Origin of the sequence: Leeuwenhoekiella sp. H156, assembly GCF_052218455.1 — a bacterium.
Classification (GTDB): Bacteria; Bacteroidota; Bacteroidia; order Flavobacteriales; family Flavobacteriaceae; genus Leeuwenhoekiella; species Leeuwenhoekiella parthenopeia.
Genome location: NZ_CP197499.1, coordinates 2,120,281 through 2,135,433, shown reverse-complemented (window position 1 = coordinate 2,135,433; position 15,153 = coordinate 2,120,281). Strand labels below are relative to the sequence as shown.

Here is a 15,153-nt window from a genome sequence, read left to right as displayed (position 1 = left end):
TGTGTTTGGTTCGAAAAATTCAGAACATCAAAAATAGGAATTAGTCTTTTGATATGGGTTTGGTTATCTTAAGCATTTTAAAATTTAGCTGAAAGCTTATGAAAATACCCGAGACCTATACCGAATTTGAAGATTCACTTCAAACTTCAAAACCACCCATAAACTGGCCTGAATCTTTAAAAGCACTTTGGTTTATGGCCAAAGGAGATTGGGAAGCTTCTCACGATATCGCTCAGGACCTGCACACCCCAATGGGTAGCCTTACTCACGCACATCTGCACCGGGTGGAAGGCGATGACTGGAATGCGAAATACTGGTATCGGAAAGCGGGGAGAACCTATACAGATATACCCTTTGAAGAAGAGCTTAGAAAGTTGATTGAAGAGGCCCTACAAGGCACTTCTTAAATCCCCTTGCTATTTCAGAGGTAAAACCCCAACGACCAAAGCATCAAAAACCCCTTGAATTTCAGTATTTTACCCTGCTTAACTAGATTTTGAAGTTGCTACTTTCCCTATTCACAAAAAAATACAAGCAAATGGCAACACTACAATCTAGCTGGGCTCCCGAGCCCTTAGACCTTACCGAGTCTTTGAATGATGAAGTATGGACCGGCTCTTATGAAAATCAGATGGAAATTCCCGGTGGATTTCTATGGGCAAAGAATGATGCAGAATTTCTATATATGGCCGTTGATTTCGTTGAAGACACTCAAAACGACCCCGGCACCGGCGATTATTTCTGGCTCACTTTTGACACCAACCGCAATCGCGCCATAACCCCTAATAGTGATATCAATTACGGAGTTTACCCTAATCAACCCAACAAGATGGGTAAGCAATTGTACTTAGGACCCGGCCGCTGGACAGGTTTACTCAACACTCCTTCTGATTCGGCTTGCAGATACGACTTTGGCGCATCACCAAATTCGACAACGCCTCACCGCATCTGGAAATTGAAATTAGACCTCAGCGAACTCAATGTTAGCCTGGCGACCTGGTGGTATTTGCCCTATACTTTTTTTGGTTTACGTATTCATTCTTCTGCTCCTAATCTCAACTACGATACTCCGGCAAATTTTTACACCTCGTTCAGCAATCTGCATCGTATTCAGTTTTCGAGAAAACCTACTATCGCGCAGTCTTTACAAGGACCCGAAATTGGAAGTGTTGGACTCATCCCCGCTACCCAAATAGATACGACTACAGGAAGGGCGACAACAGCAAGCACTTATTATGTAAAAACAAATAATCACGCCTTTGGCGGAACACTCAACCTTATCGGAAACCGCCTTAAAATGCAGGCTGTATCTGATATGGCCGGCTCGCAATATTACCGCGTTCTACACAGAGAAGGAACCAGCGGAAGTTTTGAAAACTTCACTTCAGGATGGACTAATTACCGCCTTGTAGACACGAACTACATCCCGGTAAACATTGCACCAAACAACGCCGGATATTACTTCTTGTACAACCCGTCGAGCTATGATTTTTCGATAGATGATTTACTGATGCAGTTTGATTCCAAACTTTTAGCAACTGGTTTACATCAATTTCAGGTGGAGTTTTACACGTATGGCTCGGGAACATATTCAAAGATTTCAAATGCTATTCAAACCTTGACTCTTTATATTGACAATAATGTGCCACAGGTAAGCATTGACGCCATAATGAACGGATCCCAGGAGGTAAACGCCTGCGGAATCGTAAATCTAAATGGTAATACAACCGGTGGTATTAAAGTCAAATTTGATGCTTATGACGGTGAGGGTAATTTGCTAAGCTATAATGTATATGCAAAATACGGCGAGGGTCATACCCAAAGCCTGCGCAGTGCAACGCACGCAGATTCGGGTATCGCACTCTGGCAGGGCGCTAATAACCTCGAGGCTCCGTCAAGCGGTGTTTACATACCACCGGTTACCTGCGCTTATTCCTTTAATGTTGTCGCTCACGCACGTACTACTAATGGCTACGGACAAATAGGCCACAACAGCGCAAGTAGGTTTATAACCATACTCAAGTAAATAAAAAACGGGTCTCAAATTGAGACCCGTTTTTTATTAATGTTATGCCTAAACTTAAAGTTCAAGAGCCTTAAGCACATTATTATCCATCAACAATTCTTCGGGATTCTCTAGCGCTTCTTTAACAGCAACTAAAAAGCCTACCGATTCTTTCCCGTCAATAATACGGTGATCGTAAGAAAGAGCAACGTACATAATAGGTGCAATTGCGATAGCCCCATCTTTAGCGATAGGACGTTCTACGATGTTGTGCATACCTAAAATAGCCGATTGGGGAGGATTGATGATTGGTGTAGAAAGCATACTGCCAAATACTCCACCATTTGTAATGGTAAAGGTACCACCGGTCATCTCGTCAACGGTGATCTGACCGTCACGGGCGCGTAAAGCCAAACGCTTCACTTCAGACTCCACACCACGGAAACTTAGGTTTTCGGCATTTCTGATTACCGGCACCATAAGTCCTTTTGGTCCTGAAACGGCAATTGAAATATCTTTAAAGTCGAAAGACACCATTTCTTTCTCGTCGATCATCGAGTTTACAGCAGGATACATATCTAAAGCACGCACACAAGCCAGGGTAAAGAAGGACATAAAGCCAAGACCTACACCGTGCTTAGACTTGAAGTCTTCTTTATATTTTTCGCGAAGCGCAAAAATTGCAGACATATCTACCTCGTTGAAGGTAGTAAGCATCGCGGTTTCGTTTTTCACGGTAACCAAACGCTCTGCTACTTTACGACGCAACATAGACATTTTAGAACGGCTCTCTCCACGGCTTCCGGTTCCCGGAGTACCCATAGAAGGCTTGGCGTTTACCGCATCATCTTTGGTAATACGACCATCACGACCGGTTCCTTTAACGTCTTTAGCATCAATTCCTTTTTCATCCAAGGTCTTTTTAGCCGCAGGCGAAGGTGTTCCTGTCGCGTAGCTCTTTTTATCCTGAGACTGAGACGGAGTACTTGATTTTGAAGGCTCTTCCTTTTTAGCCTCACCTTTTTCGTTGGTGTCAGCTTTTTCAGAATCTTTTTTAGCAAGTTCTTTTTCGGCATCACCACCACTACCTTCATCTCCTGAAGCTTTCTTGTCACCACCTCCCGGTTTTGGAGCATCGATATCAATAAGGCAAACCACTTCACCTACCGCAACTGCATCACCTTCTTCCGCTTTTAGGGTAATAATACCACTTGCTTCTGCTGGCAACTCAAGGGTTGCTTTATCACTATCTACTTCGGCTATTGCCTGATCTTTTTCAACATAATCCCCGTCTTCTACAAGCCACTGGGCAATTTCAACTTCGGTGATCGATTCTCCCGGTGAAGGGACTTTCATTTCTAAAGCCATAATTCTTCTTTGTTAACTTTTATGCTTTCGCGAAAGCGAAAAATCTTTTTATTGGTTATTTGAGTTTTTGTCAAACACGTCGTCTATAACGCGCTGATGTCTGCGTTTGTAGCGTACAGAACTACCTGCGGCAGGTGCACCATAGAATTTACGACTGCAAATTCTGAATTTCTGAGCCTCCGGTAAATGCATCAGCAGGTGCCCGTAAGCCCCCATATTGCGCGGTTCTTCCTGAGCCCAAACCACATCATCTGCATTCTTGTATTTTTCAATAGCCGCTCTGATTTCTTTTTTAGGCAACGGAAATAATTGCTCGACACGCACCAAAGCCACGTCTTCACGGCCCAGTTCTTCACGCTGCGCAAGCAGGTCGTAATAGAACTTTCCGGTAACGAAAACCAGCGTTTTCACATTTTCTACATCAACCGAATCATCATCAATCGTCATCTGGAAACTTCCGTTTGCCAGCTCTTCTTTCGTAGAAACCACTTTAGGATGTCTTAGCAAACTCTTTGGCGTAAATACGATAAGTGGTTTTCTAAAATTGGTTTTCAGCTGGCGGCGTAACAAATGGTAAAAGTTTGCCGGCGTGGTGCAGTCTGCAACATACATATTATCTACGGCACAAAGCTGTAAATAGCGCTCCATACGTGCCGAAGAGTGCTCTGCTCCCTGACCCTCATACCCGTGAGGCAGAAGCATCACAAGTCCGTTTTGAAGTTTCCATTTGTCCTCAGCGGCAGAGATGTATTGATCTAACATGATCTGCGCACCATTGCTAAAGTCACCAAACTGCGCTTCCCAAATAGGCAGGGTTTGTGGGCTTGCCATGGCATAACCATAATCAAAACCTACAACACCGTATTCTGAAAGCAGCGAGTTGAAAATATAAAAATGACCCTGCTCCCCTTTCAGGTTATTGAGCAGTACGATTTCTTCTTCGCTTTCTTCTACTTTGGTTACCGCGTGACGGTGGGAGAAGGTACCGCGCTCCACGTCCTGACCAGTCATACGCACGTCAAAACCTTCTTTTAACAGCGAACCGTACGCCAGTAATTCGGCAAGACCCCAGTCAATTTTATTATCATCAAAGTACATCGTGCGACGCCCTTCGATAATCTTAACGATCTTACGCATAAACTTTTTACCCTCGGGAAGCTGAGTAATGGTCTCTGCTATTTCCGTCAGGGCATCCAGATCGTAAGTCGTATCTATAGGCTGCATCATCTCATCTTCGGTGGCGGGTTCAAAACCTTCCCACTCATCCTGCATGATTGCGGTGATGCGCGTTGTGTCTTCTTCACGTGATTTTTCAAGCTTTTCTTCGAGCTTCTCTTTATACTCTTCTTCAAGCTTGCTCACATAATTCTCATCGATTATGCCTTGTTTGATAAGCTTTTGGGCATAAATATCCCGGGCATTGTCGTGTTTTGAAATCGCCTTATAGAGTTTAGGCTGCGTAAAACGAGGCTCATCACCTTCGTTATGCCCATATTTACGATAACCCAGCAGGTCTATAAATACGTCGCGGCCAAATTCCATTCTAAAATCTAATGCAAATAGAGAGGCGTGCACCACAGCTTCAGCATCGTCTGCATTTACATGCAGTACCGGTGAAAGCGTAGTTTTTGCCACGTCTGTACAATAGGTTGAAGAACGTGCGTCCAGATAGTTTGTGGTAAAACCAATCTGGTTATTGATCACAATGTGAATGGTACCTTTGGTAGTGTAGCCATCCAGTTGTGCCATTTGTATTATTTCATACACAATACCCTGACCGGCGATTGCAGCATCCCCGTGCACCACGATAGGCAATACCTCGTTAGGCTTGTCAAAATGATGACGGTCTTGTTTTGCCCGTGCAATCCCTTCAACCACAGCTCCCACAGTTTCCAGGTGAGATGGGTTTGGGGCGATGTTTATATTGATTTCTTTTCCGTTATCGGTTTTGCGACTTGATGTCCAGCCCAGGTGGTATTTTACGTCTCCGTCAAAAACTTCCTGATCGTAGTCTTTACCGTCAAATTCGCTAAAGATATCCTTTGCGTTCTTGCCGAAAATATTGGTAAGTGTGTTGAGACGACCCCGGTGAGCCATACCCATCACAAACTCTTTAACCCCCCGGTCTGCAGCTGCTTCAATAATCGCATCTACAGCAGGGATAAAACTCTCTCCACCTTCTAAGGAAAAACGCTTTTGCCCTACATATTTGGTATGTAAGAAAGTTTCAAAAGAAACCGCTTCATTGAGTTTTCTTAAGATTTTCTTCTTGGTGTCTGCAGAAAAATCAGGATGGTTGTCATTGACGTTAAGCTTATCCTGAATCCACTGAATTTCTTCAGGCTTTCTGATAAACATATACTCCACACCTATCGAATCGCAATAGATCTTTTCAAGATGGGCTACAATTTCTTTCAGGGTCGAACTGCCAATCCCCAAAATTTCACCGGCCGAAAACGTGGTATCCAAATCGCTCTGGCTGAGTCCGAAATTTTCCAGAGCCAGAGTTGGCGTGTATTTACGACGCTCGCGAACCGGGTTTGTTTTGGTAAACAAATGCCCGCGGGTACGATAGCCGTCAATAAGTTTTACAACCTGAAATTCCTTTTGTAAACGATCGGGGACTGCTTCCTGTGCAGGAGCTGCATCAGGCTGCGAGTCAGAGAAGTCTGCGACAATACCGCTTTCTTCAATACCGAAGTCAAAGCCCTGGAAAAATGCTCTCCAGCTAGGCTCCACACTGTCAGGATGTTGGAGGTATTTATCGTAAAGTTCTGCGAAATATGCAGTATTAGCTGCATTGAGAAATGAAAATCTATCCATTTTATATATTAAATCTGTCGATTTTTTAAGCAATAATTGGGCAAAAATACAATATTTACCATCCATTTAGGTGCTGCATTTTCAATTTATACATATCCTTAACATTTAGGAACGCCAGAAAAAACGTATTTTTTCGTATACCGAGTCTTCTTAATCGTAAACTATGAAAATTCTTAACCTAATTTCTGTATTTGTGCTGTGCTTATTCCTGTCTAATCAGAGCCTTAAAGCCCAATCGCTGGAGGCGGGTTTTTGGGACAGGGTGCAATATGGGGGTGGATTTGGGCTTAACTTTGGAAGCAATTATTTTGCCCTAAACGTCGCACCCAGTGCCATTTACAACTTCAACGAATATTTTGCCCTGGGACCCGGACTGAGTTACTCGTACATCAAAAATGGTGCTTTTAAGACTTCAATAACCGGAGGAAGTGTCATTGCACTTTTCAATCCCTTGAGTCAGATTCAGCTTTCAGCCGAACTGGAAGAGTTATACGTAAGTCAAATTCAGGAACTGGACGGCGGCAACCGCAACAGGGATTTTTGGAATACCGCCCTCTTTTTGGGAGCCGGTTACCGCAGCGGCCCCATGACATTTGGCGCTCGCTACAACCTGCTGTTTGACGACACTAACGGGATCTATGCCAGTGCCATACAACCCTTTATCCGGGTTTATTTTTAAATGAAGTTTTTAAAAGTTCGCGCTCTAAAATCAGAGCACTTACGACCCCGGTAAGTTCGTGCACCTCCATTGGCGGCAGAGCTTTAATTTTTGCTTCGGAAACATCTATGGTGTAAAGCAGGGTAAGGTAGGTTTCAAAATCAGATAAAATCTGATCGTACAGAGTTGCCTGTAGACTACGCGCCAAAGCTTCCGGCTTTATATGCTCATCAAACTGTTCTGAGAGACCCGCTCTCAGAAAATCCTTATTGAGTTGACTGATCAACGCATCATATAAACCACCGGCTTTTGCCTTCTCTAAAATCGCTATAGCTTCCACCTTTAAACCGTACGTCGCATCAGCGCGTGCGCAAATTTGCGCAGCACCTCTTTGCCTTCCTCCTTGATTTCCATAGTATCGAGAACGCCCAGTGCACGATGGGTATAGGCTTCTATCTCTTTCTGAATTTTAGCAGCAGCACCAGAATCCTGAAATAATTGCTTAACCGTTTCTATTTTTTCGGAAGGATCCTGCGGATTTACACTGAATAAATGCCGAAGTTGCACACTTTGCTCCGGCTCTAGATCTTCTAAAGCCGTTAGGTATAAGAATGTCTTCTTGTTCTCAATAATATCACCCCCCACCTGTTTACCGAAGGTTTCCGGATCACCAAAGGCATCCAGGTAATCATCCTGAAGCTGGAAAGCGATGCCCAGGTCGCGGCCAAACTCGTAAATACGCTCGCAGTTAGACTCTGTAGTCTCTGCCACAATGGCTCCCATTTTAAGAGCGGCACCTACCAGAACGGCTGTTTTGTATTCAATCATTTTGAGATATTCGGGCAGGGTGACGTCATCCCTGCTTTCAAAATCAATGTCGTACTGCTGCCCCTCGCAGACTTCAATGGCCGTTTTACTGAATAATTTGGCCAGTTTTCTAAAGGTTTCGCCCTCATAATTCTCAAAAAGCTGATAGGCATTAATCAACATCGCATCACCCGATAAAATACCGGTGTTGATATCCCATTTTTCGTGCACGGTTTCCTGCCCGCGACGTAAGGGTGCATCATCCATAATATCATCGTGTACTAATGAAAAATTGTGAAACACCTCAACGGCCAGCGCTGCATCCAATGCTTTTTTATAATCGCCTTCAAATACCGAAGTAGCCATCAGGGTAAGCACCGGGCGCAAGCGTTTACCCCCCAACTGCAGGATATAACTTATGGGCTCGTAGAGATTTTTAGGCTCTTTAGCAGTGATTTTTTGATTGAGATAGTCGGTAAATAGACGGGTACATTGATCAATGGGCAGCATGCGCGATTTAATTTTCCGCTAAAATAAAACACTCTGAGCGAACACAAACGACAATACTTAAAGAAGGTCTTAAAAGGATTTGTTAAGAAAATACTAAATCTAAAATAAACCGAGGAAACTATTTTAGTTTTTAAAGTTTCCGCCGTAGGTTTGCACGGCAATGAAAGACGAAATTTTAAAACATTCCAGCGAGCTTTTTTTAACCCAGGGGTTTAAAAGTGTAACAATGGACGATATCGCCACACATATGGGCATATCTAAAAAGACGATTTATACCAGCTTCACCAATAAAACCGAATTGGTGCGCGAGGTAGGTTCAAAAATTCTTGCAGATTTAAAGCAAACCATCGAATGTCTTGTAGGTGAGCATATGAATCCCATAGAAGAACTGTATGAGATTAAAAAATATGTGATGCACTACCTGAAGGGTGAGCGCAGCTATCCCATTCAACAGATGCAAAAATATTATCCTGCTATCTATGATGAACTTAAAAATGACCAGTATGAGTTTATGCAACGTTGTGTGCTTAGAAACCTAAATCACGGTCTTGAAAAAGGGCTCTATCGCACAAACATTGATCCTGAATTTATTTCCCGAATCTACTTTTTAGGAATCACGGGTATTAAAGATCAAAGTCTATTTCCCATAGAGCAATTTGCACCTGCCAAACTGCACGAAACCTATCTGGAATATCACCTGAGAGGTATTGTCACCCCCGAAGGGCGTAAAATTCTTAATAACCTAATCCAATCAAACGAAGACTAATGCAATTTAAATCAACATTTCTCCTCCTGTTTTTAAGTCTGGGCTTTTTTGCTAATGCTCAGGACAGCACGGCAGTTGAGACTTACGCGCTGAGTCTGCAGGATGCCATTATATATGGTCTGGAAAATAACTATAGTGCAAAAAATGCACAAACAGACGTGGCTATTGCACTGAAACAAAAATGGGAAATCATCGCACAGGGTTTACCCCAGATAAGCGGTGAAATCACTTATCAAAATCAGCTCATTCAGCCTACATCGTTTATCCCTGCTCAATTTTTTGATCCGGATGCAGCTCCCGGAACTTTTACTCCGGTGCAATTTAGCCCCAAGCAAAGTGCTTCGGCTACCGCTACCTGGAACCAGCTCATCTTTGACGGGTCCTACATAGTAGGGGTTCAATCTGCGAAAACACTATTGCAAATTTCAGAAAATGCCAAGGTCAAGACAGATCTTGAAGTCAAGCAGGGTATTATTGAAGCTTACGGAAACGTGCTTCTGGCCGAAGAAAGCGTACGCATTCTTCAGAAAAACCTGGAGACTATAAATAAAAACCTGTTTGATACACAGAAGATCTTCGAAAACGGACTTACCGAAGAAGAAGACGTTGAGCAACTGCAAATCACCGCACTCGATCTGGAGACCCAACTGAATAATACAGTACGCCAGCTCGCTATCGCTTATGATATGCTAAAACTAACATTGGGCATTCCCATTGACAGCAAGTTGCGCGTGACCGATCAACTTCAGGATCTTGCGATGCAATATTATGACCTCAACCTGCTTGCAGCTAGTGTAGACCCGGAGAACACCATCGATTTCAGGATTGCTCAGGATCAGGCTAATCTGGCAGAAATTCAGGTAAAGCTGGAGAAAAGTAAAGCACTCCCCAGACTTACCGCATTTGTGAATTATGGAACAGCCGGTGCGAGCAACGAGTTTACCTTTTTCAGCAATGAGCAACGCTATTTTGAGCAGTCGGTCGCCGGAGTTTCGCTTGCCGTACCCATTTTTAGCAGCGGTATGCGCGCGGCGCGTACGGCGCAAAAAGAAATGGCCTACCAGCAGAGTCTTGAAGATCTGGAGCAGGCACGCAATCAGGCAAAACTACAAATTGCTTCGGCCCGCAACGATTACCAGTTTGCCCTTGATAATTTCGCCACACAGGAAAAAAATCTGGAACTCGCAGAACGTATCGAAAACAAGAATTCCATCAAATTCTTTGAAGGTATTGCAAGCAGTTTTGAGCTAAGCGAAGCCCAAACCCAACTCTATCAGGCTCAGCAAAATTATTTACAAGCCATGTACGAAGTTATCGCGAATAAAGCCGCTCTCGAAAAAGTACTGGATACCTCTATATATCAACCAAAAAACGATTAAATCATACACCTGTCATTTATGAAAAATATAGTTACACTCATCATGCTAAGTCTTTTGATTGTTTCCTGCGGAAACAAAAAAGACTCTGTTGAAGATATTATTGAAAACGGAAGTCTTGACGAGATGCGAGCCAAGAAAACCGAATTGCTTCAGGAGCAATCCAAGCTTAAAGTGAGCATTGATTCCCTTACGGCAGCAATTGAAGCGAAGGACACTGCTAAAAAAGCAGCACTGGTTACCACAACTACCCTGAAAGACACCTTGTTTGAGCATTATTTTGAAGTACAGGGCAATGTGGAAACCGATCAGAATATCGTGCTTTATCCCGAATATACCGGAGTATTGACTCAGGTTTACGTTAAAGAAGGCCAACGTGTTGCTAAAGGCCAGCGTCTGGCCCGTATAGATGATGGCGGTTTGGGCAGCGAACTTGCACGTCAGGAAGCTCAGCTTGCTTTGGCTAAAACTACTTTTGAGCGTCAAAAACGCCTTTGGGACCAAAAAATTGGTTCAGAAATCAGTTATCTGGAAGCTAAAACAAACTTCGAAGCTATGCAGGCGGCTACAAACCAAATGCGCTCCCGTATTTCTAAAACCGTGATTACCGCTCCATTTTCAGGTGTGATTGACAATCTTATCGCAGATCAGGGACAGGTGGTAAATGCCGGTCAGACTCCGGTGATCCGACTTATAAACCTGAGCGATATGTACGTTAACGCTTCGATCCCTGAAGCTTATTTAGGAAAAGTAAACGAAGGTACCGATGTAAAAATCAGACTTGCTTCCATAGGCAAAACCTACGAGGGTAAGATCAGACAGGTTGGTAATTTTGTGAGCCCCGATAACCGGACTTTCGACGTGAAAGTGGCCCTGCCAAACGCAGACAGCGCGATCAAACCAAACCTTATTGCTACCGTTATGGTTAACGATTACACTTCAGAGAATGCTATTGTAATTCCTGAAAACACCATTCAGCAAAATGCAGCCGGCAACAGTATTACTTATATCTACGTACCTCAAGGTGATGGTGCTATTGCAAAACAGGTACAGATCGAAAAAGGCTATACCGCAGATAAACAGGTCGAAATTATTTCAGGCTTAAAAAGCGGAGATCAGCTTATTATTGAAGGGGTACGCACCCTGAGAGACGGGCAGGAAGTGACCTTAGAAAATCAAAATTCAAACAACCAGTAACATGGCAAAAAACAATTATAAAGAATTTGGCATCTCGTCCTGGGCGATAGACAACCGGATGACGGTGTATGTAATTACAGCCATCATTCTCATAAGTGGTCTTGCAGCCTATTACAGTATGCCCCGTGAGGCGTTTCCCGAGATTATTGAGACTAAAATTTACGTAAGCTCGGTAAACCCGGGTAATGCTGCCGAGGATGTAGAAAAATTCATCACCGAACCTCTTGAAGAAGAATTTAACGACATAGGCGGGGTTAAGGAAATTACCTCTACCACCCTTCAGGATTACAGCATCATCATCGTAGAATTTGAAGAAGATGTAGATGTTAACGTAGCCAAAACCAAGGTAAAGGATAAAGTTGACCTGGTTAAAGCCGAGACCACCTGGCCTACCCTCGATAACGGTGCCAAGGTTGAGCCTAACATCTTTGACCTGAATATTTCAGAAGAACAACCCATTCTCAACATCAACCTAACCGGTGACTTCCAGGTGCAACAGCTTAAAGATTATGCAGAGCACCTTCAGGATAAGATTGAATTGCTTCCGCAGATTAAAGAAGCAACGATACGCGGTGCCGAAGAACAGGAAGTTGAAGTAGCTGTTGATATTTATAAAATGACGGCTTCTCAGGTGAGTTTTGATAACATTCTCAATGCGATCAGGGCCGAAAACAACACCATTTCTGCAGGTAACGTAATTACCGACGGCTTGCGAAAAAACATCCGCGTTTTGGGCGAAATTGAGAATCCGGAGGAGCTTAATGACATTGTGGTGAAGCGCGATGGCGGAAACATTTTCCTGAAAGATATCGCTACTGTTCGTTTTAAAGAAAAAGACCCCACCACGTTTGCCCGGGAGTACGGAAAGCCGGTTGTGATGCTCGACGTTAAAAAACGAGCCGGTAAAAACATGATCGAAGCGGTAGAATCGATCAAGAAAATTGTAAAAGAGGAAGAAGCCAATTATTACCCGGAATCTTTAAAAATAAGCCTTACCAACGACCAGTCTGTTAAAACCGAAAGTCAGGTTGATGACCTGGTAAACAACATCATCTTTGGGGTGATCCTGGTGGTTGTGGTCCTGATGTTCTTTCTGGGCTTTAGAAACGCGCTTTTTGTAGGTTTTGCGATTCCGCTTTCGATGTTTATGTCCCTCACTATTCTTTCGGCGCTGGGCTTTACGCTTAATACGATGGTGCTTTTTGGTCTCGTAATGGGACTGGGAATGCTGGTAGATAACGGGATTGTAGTGGTAGAAAACGTGTACTCCCTGATGGATCAGGGCATGTCGCGCATTAAAGCAGCCAAACAAGGTATGGGCGAGATCGCCTGGCCTATTATCGCATCAACAGCAACTACGCTGGCAGCCTTCTTCCCGCTGGGACTGTGGCCGGGTACGATAGGTAAGTTTATGATTTACTTCCCCATAACCCTTTCGGTGGTGTTGAGTTCGTCACTCTTTGTGGCGCTTATCATCAACTCGATGCTTACTTCGCGTTTTATGAAAACTGAAGAGGAAGAGCTTTCGAAGAAAAAATTAATACGCTACAGCCTGATTCTTGCCGGTGTAGGTATTATCGCTTTGGTAAGCGGTTTCATTACTGATTCAGGCGGACTGCGAGGTATTGGTAACCTGATGTTGCTTCTTGCAATATTACTTTGGGCTTACAAATATTTTCTTGCCCGTGCTGTGCGCTACTTTCAGTACAAATCACTTAAAGATCTGGAGAACTTCTACGAGCGCTTTTTAAAGTTTGCGCTTCGCGGAAAACGGGCCTATGTATTTTTCTTCGGAACCCTTTTGATGCTGGTTCTTTCGTTTATACTCATAGGTATTGTGCAACCGAAGGTTCTGTTCTTCCCGGAAAATGAACCTAACCAGATCATCACGTACATCGAATATCCTGAAGGAACCGCAATTGAAAAAACAGACGCCCTCACCAAGGAAATTGAGCAACGTGTTTTTGACGCCATTAAAAAATATGAAGATCCTGACGGATACAACTTTATGGTAGAAAGCGCCATCTCACAGGTCGGCCAAGGTGCCGGAAACCCACAAACCGATGGCGGGCAAAGCAACGAGATGCCGCATAAAGGTAAGATCACGCTTTCTATGCGTGACTTTAAACTGCGCCGGGATGTAAAAAGTAGCACCGTGCTTAGTGAAGTGCGTAATGCGGTAAAAGGATTTCCCGGAGCCTCGGTAATTGTGGAAAAAGATGCTGCCGGTCCTCCGGTAGGATATCCTATCAATATCGAAATAAGCGGTGAGGACTATGAGGAGATGCTTCTCGCTGCCGAAGACATGCGTACCTACATTGAAGATCTGGGCATAGGCGGTATTGAAGAACTCAAACTTGATGTAAACCGCTCTAAGGCCGAACTGGGTGTCACGGTTAATCGTGAAAAAGCGGGTCAACTGGGTATCTCTACTGCCGCGATTGGACAGACTTTGAGACGTTCGGTTTATGGTGAAGAAGCTTCGACTTATAAAGAGGGAGATGATGATTATGAGATCAATGTGCGCTTTAATGACGAGTACCGCTACGATGAAAATGCGCTGTTCAATCAGCCCGTTACCTTTAGAAACAATCAGGGTCAAATTGTTCAGGTACCTATTTCGGCTCTGGTAGATAAAAAAGCATCTTCAGCCTTTAGTGCAATTAAACGAAAAGAACTGAAACGCGTAATCACCCTGTATTCTAACGTGCTTACCGAGCAGGGCTACAACGCCACCGAGATTGTGGGTCAGCTTAAAGAAGAATTGAGCGGCTACAATACTCCGGCCGGCATTTCATACAGCTTTACCGGAGAACAGGAAGAGCAGGCAGACAACCTTAATTTCCTGTTGATGGCACTGGGTATTGCGATGGGATCTATTCTATTGATTCTTGTTGCGCAGTTTAACTCGCTGTCAAAACCCATTATCATTTTGATGGCAGTAATCCTGAGTTTGGTTGGGGTATTCCTGGGTCTGATCATCTTCCAGATGGACTTTGTAATTCTGATGACGATGATGGGTATTATCTCGCTTGCGGGTATCGTGGTGAATAATGCGATTGTATTAATCGATTATACGCAGATTCTTATAGATCGTAAAAAAGAAGAATTGGGTGTTGAAGACGAAGATTATCTAACCCGCGAAGAATACTTCAGACTTACGGTTGCCGGAGGTAAATCGCGTCTAAGACCGGTATTGCTTACTGCGATTACTACGGTATTGGGCTTGATTCCACTTGCGGTAGGTCTTAATATTGACTTCTTTGGGTTATTTACCGATTACGATCCGGGAATTTACATAGGTGGTGATAACGTGATTTTCTGGGGTCCACTGGCCTGGACGGTTATTTTCGGATTGGTTTTCGCGACCTTCCTGACTTTGGTAATCGTACCGGTGATGTTTTATCTGACCAATCGTGCCAAGGTAAAATTTGCAGACAAGCGCAAAGCCCGTGAAGAAGAGAAAAGACTGGCAAAAGCCGAAGCCTCAAACTAAAGTAAACTGCCTCGTGGAAACCCCGGAGGAATCCAGGCACTACTTTCAAGGCTAAACCCGAAATATTAAACCTTTTGGCCTAGCCGCTAAAAATCATTTGATCCAAATGCCCCGCTCATACCGGGGCATTTGTAGTTTAAAATAGAT

General features: G+C 43.8%; 11 protein-coding genes. 7 read left to right on the top strand and 4 right to left on the bottom strand.

The window, feature by feature from the left end; translation table 11 throughout:
• The first annotated feature begins 98 nt into the window (after positions 1–98).
• Both ACSSS3_RS09290 and ACSSS3_RS09285 read left to right on the top strand, forming a co-directional pair.
• Positions 99–407, top strand: a complete 309-nt coding sequence (locus tag ACSSS3_RS09290; RefSeq protein ID WP_442847334.1) for a hypothetical protein — start codon at positions 99–101, stop codon at positions 405–407.
• 131 nt (positions 408–538) lie between these two features.
• Positions 539–2,026 (top strand): hypothetical protein, encoded by a 1,488-nt coding sequence (locus ACSSS3_RS09285; RefSeq protein WP_442847333.1) that lies wholly within the window; start codon positions 539–541, stop codon positions 2,024–2,026.
• A gap of 54 nt (positions 2,027–2,080) precedes the next feature.
• Here the strand turns inward: ACSSS3_RS09285 and odhB are convergent, their stop codons facing one another.
• The gene (odhB, locus tag ACSSS3_RS09280; RefSeq protein WP_442847332.1) at positions 2,081–3,373 is read right to left on the bottom strand and encodes a 2-oxoglutarate dehydrogenase complex dihydrolipoyllysine-residue succinyltransferase; all 1,293 of its coding nucleotides are present in this window, start codon (positions 3,371–3,373) and stop codon (positions 2,081–2,083) included.
• Between the two features lie 48 nt (positions 3,374–3,421).
• Positions 3,422–6,196 carry a 2-oxoglutarate dehydrogenase E1 component gene (locus tag ACSSS3_RS09275; RefSeq protein ID WP_442847331.1) on the bottom strand — a complete coding sequence of 925 codons (2,775 nt, stop codon included), beginning with the start codon at positions 6,194–6,196 and terminating at the stop codon, positions 3,422–3,424.
• Positions 6,197–6,359: 163 nt separating this feature from the next.
• Between ACSSS3_RS09275 and ACSSS3_RS09270 the strand changes: the two genes are divergently transcribed.
• A complete protein-coding gene (locus ACSSS3_RS09270; protein WP_442847330.1) occupies positions 6,360–6,875 on the top strand; it encodes a hypothetical protein in 516 nt (171 codons plus the stop codon).
• On the opposite strand, the gene ACSSS3_RS09265 is transcribed toward ACSSS3_RS09270, so the two are convergent.
• Together ACSSS3_RS09265 and ACSSS3_RS09260 are read right to left on the bottom strand one after the other, a co-directional pair.
• Positions 6,856–7,194, bottom strand: coding sequence for a hypothetical protein (locus ACSSS3_RS09265; protein WP_442847329.1), 339 nt, complete (start codon positions 7,192–7,194; stop codon positions 6,856–6,858). The genes ACSSS3_RS09270 and ACSSS3_RS09265 overlap by 20 nt on opposite strands.
• 2 nt (positions 7,195–7,196) lie before the next feature.
• On the bottom strand, positions 7,197–8,171 hold the full coding sequence (locus ACSSS3_RS09260; protein WP_442847328.1) for a polyprenyl synthetase family protein: 975 nt from the start codon (positions 8,169–8,171) through the stop codon (positions 7,197–7,199).
• A gap of 226 nt (positions 8,172–8,397) precedes the next feature.
• Here ACSSS3_RS09260 and ACSSS3_RS09255 point away from each other — a divergent pair, with 226 nt between their 5' ends.
• From ACSSS3_RS09255 to ACSSS3_RS09240, 4 genes are read left to right on the top strand one after another with little or no spacing between them, the layout of a single operon-like run.
• On the top strand, positions 8,398–8,937 hold the full coding sequence (locus tag ACSSS3_RS09255) for a TetR/AcrR family transcriptional regulator (RefSeq protein ID WP_350355190.1): 540 nt from the start codon (positions 8,398–8,400) through the stop codon (positions 8,935–8,937).
• Positions 8,937–10,316, top strand: coding sequence for a TolC family protein (locus tag ACSSS3_RS09250; protein WP_442847327.1), 1,380 nt, complete (start codon positions 8,937–8,939; stop codon positions 10,314–10,316). Before ACSSS3_RS09255 ends, ACSSS3_RS09250 begins: the two co-directional genes overlap by 1 nt.
• 18 nt (positions 10,317–10,334) lie before the next feature.
• Positions 10,335–11,510: an efflux RND transporter periplasmic adaptor subunit gene (locus ACSSS3_RS09245; RefSeq protein ID WP_442847326.1), complete on the top strand. Its 1,176-nt coding sequence runs from the start codon at positions 10,335–10,337 to the stop codon at positions 11,508–11,510.
• 1 nt (position 11,511) lies between these two features.
• Positions 11,512–15,006, top strand: a complete 3,495-nt coding sequence (locus ACSSS3_RS09240; protein WP_442847325.1) for an efflux RND transporter permease subunit — start codon at positions 11,512–11,514, stop codon at positions 15,004–15,006.
• The last annotated feature ends 147 nt before the right edge of the window (positions 15,007–15,153 follow it).